Raw genomic sequence first — 14,875 nt, 5'->3', positions numbered from 1 at the left:
TGGAGGGTAAAAATGATTGATGGTCATATTCGTATTGAGCGTGGAGATTACTCATTAGAATGGATTGAACAATTCGTAAACAAGGCAGTTGAAATGAAGCTTGATGAAATTCGATTACTTGAACATTGTTATATATTTGAAGAGTTTATTTCTATGTATGATTCAGTATGTGCATACAGTAAATATGTAGATAATTGGTTTCAAAGAAGTGCGGGAAAGCATAAGATGTCGGAGTATCTTGAACTTATTGAGAAAGTAAGAAATCAAAAGTATCCTGTTAAGATAAAATTTGGACTTGAAATATGTTACTTCAAAGAGCATGAAACATTTATTGGAGAGATGACGAAAGATAAAGGTTTTGATTTTTTATTAGGTAGCATTCATTTTGTTAATAAATTTGCCTTTGACCATAAGCCTGAGCATTGGATTGGAATTGATGTAGATACGATATATCGTAGGTATTTTGAAGATTCTATTTCACTGGCAAAAAGTAAACTATTTGATGGTATTGGTCATCCAGATGCAATAAAATTATTTGGTCATAGACCGTCCTTTTCGCTCTTGGGTTACTATGAATGTTTAGCAAAAGAGCTTTTGAATAGAAATATGTATGCAGATCAGAATAGTGGTGTGGCTCGAAGATGTTCAGAAACTTCTTCTTTGGGAATGGATACAGAATTACTTCATATTTTGAAGAATAAAAATGTAAAAATTATTACTTCATCCGATGCCCATTGTCCTGAGGATGTAGGTGACAAAATTCAAGAGCTAGAAATCTGCGTTGCAAATGCTTAGGAAAAAAAGATAGTTTATTTATCTGTCGAAGTGGACAAATTCCAGTTTATTAATCAATATGAATATAGCTTCAACCAAACAAATAGTTATTTTATTAGGTGAAGATAAGACAAAAGATTAAAAGGGGATAGATAATGAATATAGCGGTTTTATCGGATATTCACGGTAATTATATTGCATTAAAAAAGTGCATTGATTACGCAGTGTCAAGAAATATTAGAACTTTTATTTTTTTAGGCGATTATGTAGGGGAATTAGCATATCCTAATAAAACAATGCAAATAATTTATGCGATGTCTACTAAGTATGAATGTTATTTTATCAGGGGAAACAAAGAAGATTATTGGATAGACTATCAAAATAGTGGAGAATGTGGATGGCAGGACAAAGATTCAACCACAGGTTCTTTGCTATATACATATAAGCATTTATCTAAAGAGGACATAGATTTTTTCAAAGGATTGCCCATATCACAAAAAATTACTATTAGGGATATGCCTCAGATTACTATATGTCATGGTTCGCCTTATAAAGTAAATCAAAAGTTATTACCTAATAATGATAAAACATACGAGATTATGGAATCATTAAATTCATCTATCATCTTATGCGGACATACACATATTCAGAGTAAAACCGAGAATAACGGGAAAATGGTATTGAACGCAGGGGCTGTTGGAGTTCCATTATATAGTAATGGAAAATCACAATTTATAATATTACATGAAGTAGATAAGCAATGGCAAGAAGAATTTGTTAGTCTTGAATATAATGTAGAAAAGGTAATTGAGGAACTTCATATATCAGGATTGAATAAACGTGCACTATATTGGTGCATTGTAACAGAAAATTTATTGCGTAATGGAAATATATCGCATGGCACAGTATTAGCAAAAGCAATGTCATTATGTAATGATGAAGCTGGAAATTGTATATGGCCTGATATTCCAGAAAAATATTGGAAGAAGGCAGTAGCAGAAATTATATGCAGGTGACAAATTCCAAGTTATCCGAACAAGTAGTTAGTTTGATATAGTATCTTAACTGGTTAGTGGTATATATATTGTTGTATATTTATGGGGGGGCTAGCATAACTTAGAAATTAATAAAAATATTATTTGATAAAGGATAGGTATTGATGGGCTTATCTTTTATTTTTTTGTTCAAATAATGATTTCAACAGGAAAATATGATAATATTTAGAATGGTTATTTTATTGCAAAAGAGTTAATCATACACGAATAAAAATGGGGAATTCTATGAAAAATAAAATTATTTTTATAGCTTTATTTATTGTAATTTTAATAGGAATTGGAATGTTTTGTTTTAGTAATATTTGTGGGGAAAGACCTTTTATGAATCTGACAAATGATGAAGTGGTTAGTATTAATTTAATAGTGCGTCCACCTGAAACAACTATATCTATTACTGATGAAATCCAAATTAAGGAGTTAGTAGATATCCTAAAAACGATAGTCACCTATCAGAAAAAAGATTCCAGCGGGTATGTGGGACAACTAATGCAGTTTAATTTATATCTAAAAGATGGAAATACATTAGAAATAGGAGTATATAATCCGTTTATAATTATTAATGGAACTAGCTACAAAACGAAGTATGAGCCATGCAAACAATTAAGTGTTTTAGGAAATAAGTTAATAAAATAGTTAATAGATTACTTGAGATATAGAGATAGTTATTTAAAATGTGAGGGGAAAACATGTTAATAGAGATATTTCAAAAAGAACATGCAGTAGATGTAAATAGATTAATAGTAAATGTACTGGGGTATCAAAATTCATTGAATGAGCAAGGCATTAAACGTCTAGAACGAATACAAAATCATGAAGACTACTACACAATAGTAGCTATTGAAGAAGGGTGTGTGATTGGATTTATAGGCTTATGGAAAGGTATGGCATATGAATTTGAGGAGACGTACATACGAGTGATTGCTTTAGCTGTAGACAAAGCCTATCAAAAACGAGGAGTTGGAAGCAAATTGTTGAAAGCAGCGGAGCAGTATGCTTTGGAACAAGGGATACATGTTATAAGTTTAAATAGTGGACTAGAGAGAGAGGAAGCACATAGGTTTTATGCAGGAAAGGGTTATAGGAAAAAAGGATATAGTTTTATAAGAAGAATAGGTTGAGTAAAAGTGATCAAAGAGATTAAATATTTTATGAGGAAATGTAATATGAAAGAGAATTTTGCATTTTTAATCAACACTTTTGTTTTATTTCTATGTATAAGAATTTGGATGGTAATAGCTAGGTATATAGGAGAGCAGCTAGGGGTATCGCAATTTATTAATTATGTTTTAAGGGTAATTAAAAGCAAAAAATAGTTAATCTTGAAATTAGATATTTGCAAAGGGGAAAAAGTATGATAGAAAAAACATTTGGATAGAAAAAAACAGATGAAATATATGTAGAACGAGTTGGAGCATATGGTATTGGATTTGATGAAAACGGAAAAATACCTGTAGCTATGACGCACCTTTATAATGGAAAAGAAGGATACTTTTTACTTGGGGGTGGAATTGAAAATGATGAAGAACATATTGCATGTATAGAAAGAGAGTGCCTAGAAGAGGCTAGACTTAGTGTTACGCCTAAAGACTTTGTTTGCAAGGGTGAATACTATCAGTTTATTGAACAAACTGAAGCTAATTTCTATGGGGTAGGATACTTTTATTACATGAAAATTAATAAAGTTATAGCAAACCCAACCGAACCTGATCATATTCTTGTTTGGCTTACTCTTGATGAAATAAGGGAAAACGCTTCCTTCCACATCAAGTTTGGGCAGTTGAACAAGTATACATAAAATATATAGATGAACATAATGGGAAGTTATAAAAAGAGAGTTATTGACCAGACGATTAGATAGTTGTCTTGTAGAGATTATTTATATAATGAACAGGGGGGACTTATTATGAAAAGAAAATACAGCCAAGAAGAAGTTCAAAAATGTATGTCTGGTCGTATATATATCAATAGAGATGATTTAAATATTTTCGTAAGAAGAAAAGGTGTTTATTCTTGGACGATGAATTTAGGGAATAAGTGGTCTTGGATAATTATGTGTACGGAATTATTGGTTATAGCGATTATACTATCATTCATATTATGAACATAATACGAAGTTAACAATAGGGTAGTTAGTCAATAAAATAGTTACTTGTTTGATGAGTATTGGTTATATTTAGTGGAGGTAAATGGATGGAAGTAAAATTCTATGATGTTAATGAAATAGAAGATTCTTTATTATTTGCGGCTGTAATAGTAGCACAATATAAAGGTAAGTGGATTTTGTGTAAACATAAGGAAAGGGATACATGGGAAGTGCCAGGTGGACATAGGGAAGAAAGTGAGTCTATTTTAGAGACGGCAAAAAGAGAACTTTATGAAGAAACGGGTGCAAAACAATTTGATATAGTTCCTATTTGTGCCTATTCTTTGAGGAGGTATGCCATGCTTTTCTTTGCAGAGATAACTGTATTGGATGATTTACCACCCTCAGAAATTGAAAGAATAGAGTTCTTTACAGAAATACCAACTCATCTTACATATCCATTATTACATAGTCAACTTATAGATAAAGTCAAAGAGAGTTTTACTAAGTAAAAAGGTTGTAAAAAACACAACGATCAGTGGTTAGGCAAAATCTTATGTATCTCTTATAATGAAACTAAGAAGGGTTAACACTTCAAAAGTGAAAGGGTTGGTAAGATGATTCATATAGGAAATAATATTATGAAATACCGTAAAGAGAGTAGTACCACACAAGCCGCCTTAGCAGAATATTTAGGGGTATCACCTCAAGCTGTATCTAAATGGGAGCAAGAACTATCTGTACCAGATGTATATTTGCTACCTAAAATAGCACGTTTTTTCAACATTTCTATAGACACCTTGTTTGGTAATACCGAACTGAGTACAGCCGAAGCGCTAACTTCAAAATATACGGTACAGCCTAATGACAAGCATTATAAAGAAGCCATTCAGAGTATATTAAGTAGAGGGCCTAAAAATACAGAAGGTCTCAAGCAGCTTATTAAGCTAGAAAATTATAGAGCACATGAATTTTTGAAAAAAGGTCAAGTTGCTTGTCAAGAACTCTTAGAGGTAGCGACAGATCAAGAAGACATTAAAAGTGCAACAATCCAGCTTATCCGTACAAAGGCAATGTTAGGTGATTTATCTTTTGTAGAATCCTATGTAACACACTTTGAATCGACCCAGACAGCCGAGAACTTCAACTACTTACTTAGAGCAATTGACCATCTACCCAAACCTTATGGAAGCAGCCTACATGGTAGGAGATAGCACCTATGTGAAAACTGGCTTTGACTTTATTCTCATGCATAGCAACGATGTACACCAACGCTTTAATGCATGGTGGTTACTTTGGAAGACCTCTTTACAGTTAGGTGATCAAAAAGGGGCAGCTAAATGTAAAGAAGCACTTTTAAAACAATTACCAGAGCAAGGTTACAATGAATATATTTTAGAACAAATGACTAAGCAGCTTATAAGTGGTGGGGATCCACTTATGAATGTATTATGAGATAGGGTATAGAGGGAACATAATGAAATATATGTATTATAGTATGTCTTGTTCTTATGTAGCACTTGCGAGCTTATTAGAAGACGTTGAAATAGTAAAGGCAATGACTTCATCTAAATAATGAAGTCATTGCCTTTTTCTATGCCCAATTTGAGCTTTCTATTTTTCTTCTTCACCTACAAATTTATAAGTTTCACTTACAATACGTTCCATAGCATTGAGGATATTATTATAGCCTGTGCAACGGCAGAGATGACCTGAAATAAGTTTACGAAGCTCATCTCTAGAGTAACGTTTGCCACTTCCTACGATTTCAACAGCACTCATAATCAGTCCTGGTGTACAGAAGCCGCATTGTACAGCTGCTTCATCTACAAAGGCTTGTTGAATAGGGTGGAGGAGTGATTCTTCTTGTTGAAGGCCTTCCACTGTTAAAATAGATTTACCATCTACCCATAATGCAAGATAAATACATGAATCAATAGCTTCTCCATCTACCAGTACGGTACAAGCACCACATTCTCCAACTTCACACCCTTTTTTTACACTTGTAAGACCCAGACGATTGCGAAGGGTATCAGCCAGTGACTCTTTAACATCTATAGCCACCTCTTGTTCTTTACCATTAACAGTGCAGTGAATAATTTTAATCATTGATTTGACCTCCTCCTAAGTGAATAGCTTCCATAAGACCTCTGTGACTCAGTTCCTTTACAAGTTGTAAGCGGAATTCTTTTGACGCACGCCATGAGGTACGTGGATTGACTTCTGTAAGTGCTGTTTCGCTAAATAATTCAAGTGTATGTTGATTAAGGGGTTGCCCACAAACAGCAGCTTCTGCAAGAGGGCAGCGCATTGGCGTAGGGCCGGCTACTCCAAAGGCAAGTCTTGCCTCTTGGATGGTCTGTTTGGTTTCGTCTAGTTTCACATTAACGGCACAGCCAAGGGTTGCAATATCCATGGCATTACGCATAGCATATTTAATATAATGCCCATGGAATCCATCATAATCTTCTTTTTTGATATAAATGGCAGTAAGAAGATCAATGTGGTTCAAATCCACTTTTCCAGGACCTTTATAAAAATCATGAATAGATACACGACGTCTTAAGTTGTGGTAGTTCACAATTTCAAGCTCAGCATTATAGGTGAAAAGGGTAGAAGCGCTATCTGCACTGGTTACACCGTTACAAATGTTTCCACCAATGGTTCCCATATTTCTGATTTGTGGACCACCTACTTGATCCACAGCAAGACCGAGCATAGGGAGATGTTTCTGTATAATAGGATCATAAGTAATATGGCTGAAGGTAGTGGCTGGACGAATGCATATCATCCCTGCGTCATCTATGGTTACACCTTTTAATGCTTTGATATCATGAAGACTAATTAAGGATTTACCAGCTAATTTGCCTTCTCTCATTTTAATTAGAACATCGGTCCCGCCAGCTATAAAAACTGCCTCTGGATTGGTATGCTTGCTTTTTACAGCCTCCATAAGTGTGGTGGGTACTTGCATGTTGTCTAAATCGTACATAACATTCCCTCCTAAATAAGCCCGTGAGCTCGGAATTTTTCAAAAAGAATATGTGGATTAAGTGGGATATCATTAACAGCTACACCTGTTGCGTGCAAAAGTGCATTGCGTAGGGCTGGTGCAACGGGGATAGCAGGTGGCTCACCTAAAGATTTATTGCCATAAGGTCCACTTGGATCAACGGTTTCTACAAAGTCAGTCATAAGGTCAGGTGTATCCATACTTGTTGGTAATTTGTAATCCAGTAAGTTTGGATTAAGCGGTTTACCCTTGGCATCAAAGAGAAGTTGTTCACTTAAGCCATAACCAAGTCCCATACTCATACCACCATGAACTTGTGCAGCTGCGAGCTGAGGATTGATAAGTACGCCACTGTCATGAACATTGATAATGTCTAAAACTTTAATTTTAGCAAGCGGCATATCCACTTCAATTTCTACAAAGCATGCCCCAAAGGAAAGGGTGTTATTTTTACATTGAATTGTTTTTTCAGCAGTAATATGCTGGCAATAATCTAGGCTATAAAAAGCTTCTAATGCCAATGCATCCATACCTATGAGTACTTCATTTGTTGTACGATGAACTATGGCATTATGCTTAATATCTAAGTTACTTGAAGGCAACTTTAAGAAGTAACTGGCATAGGCAATAACTTTTTCTTTAAAGAGGGTAGCGGTCTCCTTAACAGCCATACCACTTACATAAGTTTGTCGTGAAGCATAGGCACCTGTATCAAATGGTGTAATGTCTGTATCTTGCTGAGAGACAATATTAATACGGTCAAGGGTTAAACCAATGGTATCGGCAGCCATTTGGCTAAAGACGGTATCGGCTCCTTGGCCTATTTCAGTAGCACCTAGTTGAATTTGAATTGAACCATCTTGATTTAAGATCATCCTACAACTAGCTGTTTCAAGAGAAATAGGATATACACCTGTCTTATAGCTAAAAATAGCCATACCTACACCACGTCTGATAGGTCCTGTTTGCTTTTGGTAAGCTTTTAGCTTGTTATCCCAGTCTATATAATGGCGGCCCTTTTCAATACATTCTTCAAGACCAGAAGAGTGGCATGTGATTCCTAAGAAAGGATCTTTGTAACCCAGTTTCATCATATTTTGCTTTCTGATTTCTATAGGATCTAAATTCAGCTTATAGGCGATATCATCCATTTGTGCTTCAGAAGCAAAGGCTAATTGAGGAATACCGTAACCACGCATTGCACCTCCGGCAGGTAGGTTAGTAAATACGGTATAAGCATCTGCTTTAACGGCTTTTTCAGCTTGATAGATGTGTCTAAAGCCTGTTACAGCGTTGGCAACAATGGCATGCCCATGAGAAGCATAAGCACCTTGGTTAGAAATAGCTTCCATAGAACGACAGACGATACGACCATCTTTTCGAACACCAGATTTAACTTTAAAAGAGATGCTATGTCTTGTTCTTGTACAATGGAAGGTTTCTTCACGAGAAATTTCTAATTTAACACATTTACCCCCTACCTGTGTACACAAGAAAGCGTTGAGTGGTTCATAAAGTACATCTTGTTTATTTCCAAAACCACCGCCAATATAAGGTTTGATTACACGTATTTTCCCAAAAGGAATACCTAAAGCCTGAGAAATGACACGTCGCATAATATGTGGAATCTGAGTAGAGGAAACAACTGTAATACGGTGATTTTCTTCATAGGCAAAGGATACAGGTGGTTCAATATGACAATGCTGTACAATTTGAGTTGCATATTCATCCTCAAACCAAATCAAATCAGTATCTTTTGCGGCTTCTTCATAGTTGCCCACTTCGTAATTGGTATGTGCTAATATGTTATTAGGATAGGCTGTATGAAGTGGTTGAGTATCAGAGGCTAAGACCTCTTTGGGGTCTAGAATAGGTGGAAGTTCCTCATAAGTTACTTCAATTAGGCTTAAAGCCTTTGTTGCTGCAACTTCATCTTCAGCGATAACAGCAGCAATGTCATCACCATAGTAGCGTACACGCTGATTGAGCAGTAGACGATCGGCTACATCTTGATGCTTAGGATCAGTAGACCATGGATGACCAGCTGTTGGGAAAGGATAGTTTGGGACATCAAAACAGGTAACAATTTTGACAACACCTTTTACTTTTAAAGCTTCATCTATTTCCAGTTTTTTGACCCATCCGTTTGCTATTGTACTATGAAGTACTTTGGCAATAAGAGCATTTCTAGGGCATAAATCATCTGTGTACTTTGCACGTCCTGTCACTTTCTCATAGGCATCCACACGTTTAACACTTTCACCAATACTCATTTTATCCCTCCCTTGTGATTTATAAAAATTATAAGATTTTAGTGCTGTCATATGTAGTTTCAGTGTTTTGTTTTACGTGATGCAGGTGTATAAGGTGTATCAAGTAGTGGGAGCTGTGTACGGAAATTACCGTCTAATGCATAATAAGCAAGGGCAACAGCGGGAGCAGTTGGAATAGAGCAAATTTCACCGATACCCTTTGCACCATAAGCTAAAGAAGAGGTACTTTTTTCAATTAATTGAACTTCAATATCTGGTACATTAGGGGATTTAAAGAGACCAAGTGTACCGAATTTTGCAGTTGGAATAGCATGATCTAAAGGATAATCTTCCGTAAGTGCATAACCTAAGCTCATGGTCACACCACCTTCTACTTGACCTTCAGTAGCTTTAGGATTGATGGCACGGCCAACGTCGTGAGCAGCTACAACTTTTTGGAGCATGCCATGTTGATCTAGAACAACCACGTGTGTTGCATAACCATAGGCAATATGACTAATAGGGTTAGGCTTATCAGATCCCATTTTATCAGTAACACCTACATATTCTCCTTCAAAGACTTCACCATCTAATGCTTTAAGAGAATGTTTTTCTAAAGCAGTAGCAAGTTTTAGCGCTGCGAGTCTAGTAGCCTCACCTGTAAATAAAGTTTGACGAGAAGCAGTTGTATTACCTGAGTTAGGTGTACGCATTGTATCAGGTGGATCATGAATGATTTGTGCTGGGTTTAAATGAGTAGTCTCACAAACTATTTGAGTTAAGATCGTACCAAGACCTTGGCCAATACAAGCAGCACTGGTTAGAATATGGACCTGTTCATCTTTGACTTCAAGTTTGCAACGGCCTGTATCTGGGATACCAACACCTAAACCTGCATTTTTCATAGCACATGCAATCCCTACATAAGGATGGGCATCATAGGTAGGTTTAACAGCTTCTAGTGTTTCGACTAAGGCTGTAGAATCGTCTGCAATTTGTCCATTGGGGAGTACTTGACCAGGTCTTATGGCGTTACGATAGCGAATCTCATAAGGGCTAATGCCTACCATTTCAGCTAATTTATTTAAGTTACATTCGGTAGCAAAGCAGCTTTGGGTTACACCAAATCCTCTAAATGCACCGGCTGGTGGATTGTTGGTATAAACAGCATGACCAACAATATCAATATCTTGATAGTTATAAGGACCAGCAGCATGGGTACAGGCACGTTGTAATACAGGTCCCCCTAATGAAGCATACGCGCCAGTATCTGAAATAATAACTGCTTTCATCCCAGTTAAATAACCATTTTCATCACAAGCTGTTGTAAAGTCCATTTCCATTGCATGGCGTTTAGGGTGTACCTTAATACTTTCAGCACGGGTAAGGCTGACTTTGACAGGAGCCTTTGTATGGTAGGCAAGAAGCGCCGCATGATGTTGTACACTCATATCTTCTTTTCCACCAAAGCCACCACCAACGGTTTTACCAATGACACGTACCTTTTCAGGCGGGAGACCAAGCATACTTGCACATTCTGTACGGGTCTGATAAGCGCCCTGATCAGCAGAGTAAATGAGTATACCCTCTTTATCAGGAAGGGCTATGGCTGTTTCAGGTTCTAAGAAAGCATGTTCAGTAAATGGTGTGCTGTAATGGGTGGTTACAACATATTTAGAACTTTGAATGCGGCTTGTGGCATTCCCACGAACCAGCTTTTCAGTTTGTAGAATATTACCGCCTTCATGGATTAAAGGGGCGTTGGGTTGCATAGCTTCAGTAGGGCTTGTGATAGGATCAAGGGGTGTATAGTCTACGTGGATCAGCTTTTTAGCTTGTTCCAAACTTTCCTTTGTCTTTGCAGCAACAAGTGCAAGGGCATCGCCTACATAACGTGTGGTATCACCTTCTTTAATGAGTACATCCCAATCTTTTCTAAGGTGGCCGATAATAGGGTTACCAGGAATATCTTTGGCTGTTAAAATACACACAACACCATCTACTTTAAGCGCCTCTTGGAAATCAATATGATTTACAACCGCACGTGGATAAGCACTGCGAAGGGCGGAGCCATAGAGCATAACAGGGAATGTCATATCATTGACGTACTCTGCACGTCCTAGAATTTTATCTGAGGCATCAATACGGTCAAAGGCTTCACCAACTAGTCCAGAAGGAGAAGAAGAGGGAACCACCGTTTGGTTGCTAAAAAGCTCAGCCGCAAGAAGAATTGCTTTTTCAATCTTTTTATAACCTGTGCAACGACAGATATTATTTTTGATTGTAGCTTTGACTTCAAAAGGCGTAGGAGACAAATTTTTATCAAGAAGAGCTTTAGCTGAGATGACCATGCCAGGAATACAGAAGCCGCATTGAACGGCTCCTGCTTCTAAAAAGGCATAGCGATATACATCTTGTTCACGAGGTGTCAGACCTTCTACAGTTATAATTTCTTTGCCATCAAGTGTACTAAGTTTTGGGATACAGGCTTTTGTAGCTTTACCATCAATAAGAACCATACAGGTTCCACAAGCACCTTCTGAGCAACCATCTTTGACAGAAGTAAGTCCTAAGTCATCTCTTAAGAAGGGCAATAACTTCTTTGTTTGGGTTGTTGTAATGGTCTTGCCATTTACACTAAAAGTAGGCATTTTTTCCTCCTATTTTCCTAGACCTATTAAATAGGTGTAATTCTTCAAAAGCGTTGTAAGAAGGGCACGAAGCTTTGGTTCTTTATTCCATGTTTGAAGGTCAATAATTGAATCTTCGCCGTTAAGACGTAAACGTAAACGCTGGGATGCTAGATCTACAACGAAGCAACCTGGATTAGTACTGGATTCGAAATCTTTCAAAGTATTAAAAAGTGTAAATTTTGTAAGATAGGGTGAGCTTTCATAAGGGCAGAAAGCACTACAGTTACCACAAGCATTACACAGTGCATCAAGATGTACAATTTGGGTTTGACCATCAACTTCTAGTGCAAGGTTTGCTCGATTAGGGCAGACATCTACACAACAGCTACATGTTGTATCACATCCTAGGCAACGATTGGCTTCTTGATGCCCCGTCTGAGCTTTTTTTAGAATGCCATAGCAAGAAGAAGTAGGATGAGCGATTGTTGCCATATCTATATTTAGTTCAAGAGAAGGATACGTAAGTTGCTCACGTTGTAAAATGGTATCTGCTACTAGACGTCCATCAGCAATAGCTTTGACGATTGTAGCTGGACCTTGTTTGACATCTCCTGCTATAAAGACGTTAGGTGTCACTTCTAAAGAACTTTCATCGTATTGAACCATTCCACCATCGGTAAGTGGTATTTGGTTTTTAGCAAAGAAGTCTTGATCAATTTGATCACCTATAGCAGAAATAATAGTATCAGCGGCTAATGAGATGACTTCTTCAAGAGGAATAGGGCGCATACGGCCACTGGCATCCGCTTCACCTAATTGCATACGTTGGCAAATCAGTTGATTCTCCTTGTAGTTTTTAGGACTTAGGAGTTCTTCAAAAAGAATACCTTCGCTTATAGCAGCGTCTAATTCTTCTACATCAGCAGGCATATAGGCTTTTGTTCTACGATAAACAATAGTTACTGTTTCTACGCCCGGAACACGTTTAGCTGCTCTTGCGGCATCTATAGCTGTATTACCACCACCAATAACGATGACATGGCGCCCGAGATTGAGTGCACCTTGACTTTCTTTATACTGTCTCAAGAACTCTAGAGAAGGAAGTGGTGTCATACCATTCAATTTTAAAGTGCCAGGGACAGTTGCACCTGTTGCAACAACAATATAGTGATAGCCAGCATCTTTTAGGGACTGGGTAGAATGAACAGTTTTACCTGTTTCAAAAGAAATACCCCATTGATTGATGAAGCATAGGTCACTGTTAATAGCTTTAAGGCTGATTCTAAACTCAGGAATAATATAGCGTACTACACCGCCAAGACTCTTTTCTTTTTCAAAAACAGTAACGTCCATACCTGAACGTGCTAAGAAGTAGGCTGCACTTAGTCCGGCAGGACCACCACCAATAATGGCTACACGATGGTCGCAAAGGTGAGTAGGAGGTGTACCCATAGAAGTCAGAAGAGACATTAATCCATTTTTTGCAGCTTCTAGCTTCATTTCTCGTATGGCAAGAGATTCTTCATAGAAGTTACGTCTACAAGAGCGGGTACAAAGGTGATTACAAAGTGTACCAGTCATAAATGGAAGTGGATTCTTATCTGTAATGACTTGTAAGGCTTCCTCGTATTTTTCAGAAGCAACAAGACGTGTATAAAGCGGAATATCTTGTTCAATAGGGCAGCCTTTTGTACAAGGTGCAATCGTACAGTCTAAAAGTGGGCTTGCATAAGGGAATTTCTTTGGAAGTGTTGGTTTGAGTGGCTTAGTATAGTGAGAGTCTGTGACCATAGTAGAGGTTAATTGACGGAGTGTTTCACAATGAGTAGGTAGAGCGGGTGTGCCAGTTAGGGTGTTTGTTTCTAAAGCTTGGATAAAGGTTTTTGCTATTTGACGGAACCTATTGTAGCCTCCTGGTTTAAGTAATGTAGTTGCACATGTAATAGGATAGAGACCTGCTTTGAAGAGTTCCATTAAGTTAAAGGCATCTGCACCACCAGAAAAAGACATAGGAAGCATGCCTGAAAAGGCCTCACTTAATTTAGTAGCTAAGCTTATACTAAGTGGAAAGAGTGCACGTCCTGATAAGTACATTTCTTCACCTGGTAATTCATTACGTGTAATTTTAACAGGAAAGGTATTGGTAAGTTTGACTCCAAAGGTTAGCCCTAGGTCTTGGGCTAGTTGCTGCATACGACGAATAAGTGGTACAGCTTCATTAAATTGAAGGTCATGGTCAAAATGATGACTGTCAAAATCCATGTATGCATAACCCATTTCGTTAAGCTTCTCACGTACATAGGTATAACCTAAAAGTGTAGGATTACATTTAATAAAGGTATGCACTTGTTTACTTGTAAGTAAATAGGTTGCAATACGCTCAATTTCATCAGGAGGGCAACCGTGAAGTGTAGAAAGTGTAATGGAACGAGAAACATGAGGTGAGATCTGTTCAATATAATCTAAATCAATAGAAGGAAGACAGGCTAGATTATTTTTAGCCCAGTCCATGCAAGTTTTCCAGATTGTAGTATGACTGGCATCTTTTAAACCTTCAATAAAGGCATCAATTTTAGGTGAACGAATGCCTGTTAAGTCATAGCCCACGCTCATATTAAAGATAAAGCCATTTGGGTCACCTAGGTGATAGACTTTTGAAAGGAGCTTGAGTGCAAACCAAGCTTTAATGTATTCGGCTTGTGCCTCTGGTACGGTTAATTCTGTAGACCATTCTACGTTATAAGCTTCATCGCTGGCTAAAATACAAGGTTTAGCGACAGGTAAATCTTCTCCATCTAATGTTTGAACCGTTTTAAGTTCAAAAAATCTAGCACCACCTACATAGGCTGCAATAATATTTTGAGCCAATTGTGTATGAGGTCCTGCAGCAGGTCCAAAAGGCATTTCAAGACTTTCTTCATAAAGTTTAAAAGGGGGTACTGAAACTTTCTCACTGATAGCAATAGGGGTTACGCCCATAATGTGTTTAGGGTCTTTTAATGCCCATTGCATAAGTGCATCAAAGCTTAGGGGTGTCATACGATCATTCATTTTATTCCCTCACA

At 37.3% G+C, this 14,875-nt stretch carries 14 protein-coding genes; 9 read left to right on the top strand and 5 right to left on the bottom strand.

Annotated features, from left to right (window positions below; all coding sequences use genetic code 11):
• Positions 1-12: 12 nt before the first annotated feature.
• The 9 genes from BN2390_RS14620 to BN2390_RS14580 all read left to right on the top strand — a co-directional run bounded on the left by BN2390_RS14620 (position 13) and on the right by BN2390_RS14580 (position 5,367).
• Positions 13-795: a PHP domain-containing protein gene (locus BN2390_RS14620; protein WP_053985065.1), complete on the top strand. Its 783-nt coding sequence runs from the start codon at positions 13-15 to the stop codon at positions 793-795.
• Positions 796-929: 134 nt separating this feature from the next.
• The gene (locus BN2390_RS14615) at positions 930-1,790 is read left to right on the top strand and encodes a metallophosphoesterase family protein (RefSeq protein WP_053985064.1); all 861 of its coding nucleotides are present in this window, start codon (positions 930-932) and stop codon (positions 1,788-1,790) included.
• Between the two features lie 264 nt (positions 1,791-2,054).
• Complete coding sequence (locus BN2390_RS14610) at positions 2,055-2,462, top strand: hypothetical protein (RefSeq protein ID WP_053985063.1); 408 nt, start codon at positions 2,055-2,057, stop codon at positions 2,460-2,462.
• Positions 2,463-2,515: 53 nt separating this feature from the next.
• On the top strand, positions 2,516-2,947 hold the full coding sequence (locus BN2390_RS14605; protein WP_053985062.1) for a GNAT family N-acetyltransferase: 432 nt from the start codon (positions 2,516-2,518) through the stop codon (positions 2,945-2,947).
• A gap of 272 nt (positions 2,948-3,219) precedes the next feature.
• A complete protein-coding gene (locus tag BN2390_RS14600; RefSeq protein WP_082238800.1) occupies positions 3,220-3,624 on the top strand; it encodes an NUDIX domain-containing protein in 405 nt (134 codons plus the stop codon).
• Positions 3,625-3,732: 108 nt separating this feature from the next.
• Positions 3,733-3,930, top strand: a complete 198-nt coding sequence (locus tag BN2390_RS14595) for a hypothetical protein (RefSeq protein ID WP_053985060.1) — start codon at positions 3,733-3,735, stop codon at positions 3,928-3,930.
• A gap of 89 nt (positions 3,931-4,019) precedes the next feature.
• Positions 4,020-4,424 carry an NUDIX hydrolase gene (locus tag BN2390_RS14590; RefSeq protein ID WP_053985059.1) on the top strand — a complete coding sequence of 135 codons (405 nt, stop codon included), beginning with the start codon at positions 4,020-4,022 and terminating at the stop codon, positions 4,422-4,424.
• A gap of 129 nt (positions 4,425-4,553) precedes the next feature.
• Positions 4,554-5,126: a helix-turn-helix domain-containing protein gene (locus BN2390_RS14585; protein WP_198524918.1), complete on the top strand. Its 573-nt coding sequence runs from the start codon at positions 4,554-4,556 to the stop codon at positions 5,124-5,126.
• 7 nt (positions 5,127-5,133) lie between these two features.
• A complete protein-coding gene (locus BN2390_RS14580; RefSeq protein ID WP_154668837.1) occupies positions 5,134-5,367 on the top strand; it encodes a hypothetical protein in 234 nt (77 codons plus the stop codon).
• A gap of 159 nt (positions 5,368-5,526) precedes the next feature.
• Here the strand turns inward: BN2390_RS14580 and xdhC are convergent, their stop codons facing one another.
• The 5 genes from xdhC to ygfK are packed head-to-tail and all read right to left on the bottom strand — an operon-like array spanning position 5,527 to position 14,861.
• The gene (xdhC, locus tag BN2390_RS14575) at positions 5,527-6,021 is read right to left on the bottom strand and encodes a xanthine dehydrogenase subunit XdhC (protein WP_053985056.1); all 495 of its coding nucleotides are present in this window, start codon (positions 6,019-6,021) and stop codon (positions 5,527-5,529) included.
• Positions 6,014-6,904, bottom strand: a complete 891-nt coding sequence (gene xdhB, locus BN2390_RS14570) for a xanthine dehydrogenase subunit XdhB (RefSeq protein ID WP_053985055.1) — start codon at positions 6,902-6,904, stop codon at positions 6,014-6,016. The genes xdhC and xdhB overlap by 8 nt, the downstream gene beginning before the upstream one ends.
• Positions 6,905-6,915: 11 nt before the next feature.
• Positions 6,916-9,198, bottom strand: a complete 2,283-nt coding sequence (xdhA, locus tag BN2390_RS14565) for a xanthine dehydrogenase subunit XdhA (RefSeq protein ID WP_053985054.1) — start codon at positions 9,196-9,198, stop codon at positions 6,916-6,918.
• A gap of 59 nt (positions 9,199-9,257) precedes the next feature.
• Positions 9,258-11,828 carry a selenium-dependent xanthine dehydrogenase gene (xdh, locus tag BN2390_RS14560; RefSeq protein WP_053985053.1) on the bottom strand — a complete coding sequence of 857 codons (2,571 nt, stop codon included), beginning with the start codon at positions 11,826-11,828 and terminating at the stop codon, positions 9,258-9,260.
• Between the two features lie 9 nt (positions 11,829-11,837).
• Positions 11,838-14,861: a putative selenate reductase subunit YgfK gene (ygfK, locus tag BN2390_RS14555; protein WP_053985052.1), complete on the bottom strand. Its 3,024-nt coding sequence runs from the start codon at positions 14,859-14,861 to the stop codon at positions 11,838-11,840.
• Positions 14,862-14,875: the final 14 nt, after the last annotated feature.

The sequence above is a fragment of the Niameybacter massiliensis genome (genome assembly GCF_001282685.1).
In the GTDB taxonomy this organism is placed as follows: Bacteria; Bacillota; Clostridia; order Lachnospirales; family Cellulosilyticaceae; genus Holtiella; species Holtiella tumoricola.
This window is presented reverse-complemented; position numbering and strand designations above follow the sequence as displayed.

Bases quoted from the DNA above. Each gene is read 5' to 3' on its own strand.
- BN2390_RS14620 (WP_053985065.1), top strand. From the start codon at position 13: ATGATTGATGGTCATATTCGTATTGAGCGTGGAGATTACTCATTAGAA.
- BN2390_RS14615 (WP_053985064.1), top strand. From the start codon at position 930: ATGAATATAGCGGTTTTATCGGATATTCACGGTAATTATATTGCATTA.
- BN2390_RS14610 (WP_053985063.1), top strand. From the start codon at position 2,055: ATGAAAAATAAAATTATTTTTATAGCTTTATTTATTGTAATTTTAATA.
- BN2390_RS14605 (WP_053985062.1), top strand. From the start codon at position 2,516: ATGTTAATAGAGATATTTCAAAAAGAACATGCAGTAGATGTAAATAGA.
- BN2390_RS14595 (WP_053985060.1), top strand. From the start codon at position 3,733: ATGAAAAGAAAATACAGCCAAGAAGAAGTTCAAAAATGTATGTCTGGT.
- BN2390_RS14590 (WP_053985059.1), top strand. From the start codon at position 4,020: ATGGAAGTAAAATTCTATGATGTTAATGAAATAGAAGATTCTTTATTA.
- BN2390_RS14585 (WP_198524918.1), top strand. From the start codon at position 4,554: ATGAAATACCGTAAAGAGAGTAGTACCACACAAGCCGCCTTAGCAGAA.
- xdhC (WP_053985056.1), bottom strand. From the start codon at position 6,021: ATGATTAAAATTATTCACTGCACTGTTAATGGTAAAGAACAAGAGGTG.
- xdhB (WP_053985055.1), bottom strand. From the start codon at position 6,904: ATGTACGATTTAGACAACATGCAAGTACCCACCACACTTATGGAGGCT.
- xdhA (WP_053985054.1), bottom strand. From the start codon at position 9,198: ATGAGTATTGGTGAAAGTGTTAAACGTGTGGATGCCTATGAGAAAGTG.
- xdh (WP_053985053.1), bottom strand. From the start codon at position 11,828: ATGCCTACTTTTAGTGTAAATGGCAAGACCATTACAACAACCCAAACA.
- ygfK (WP_053985052.1), bottom strand. From the start codon at position 14,861: ATGAATGATCGTATGACACCCCTAAGCTTTGATGCACTTATGCAATGG.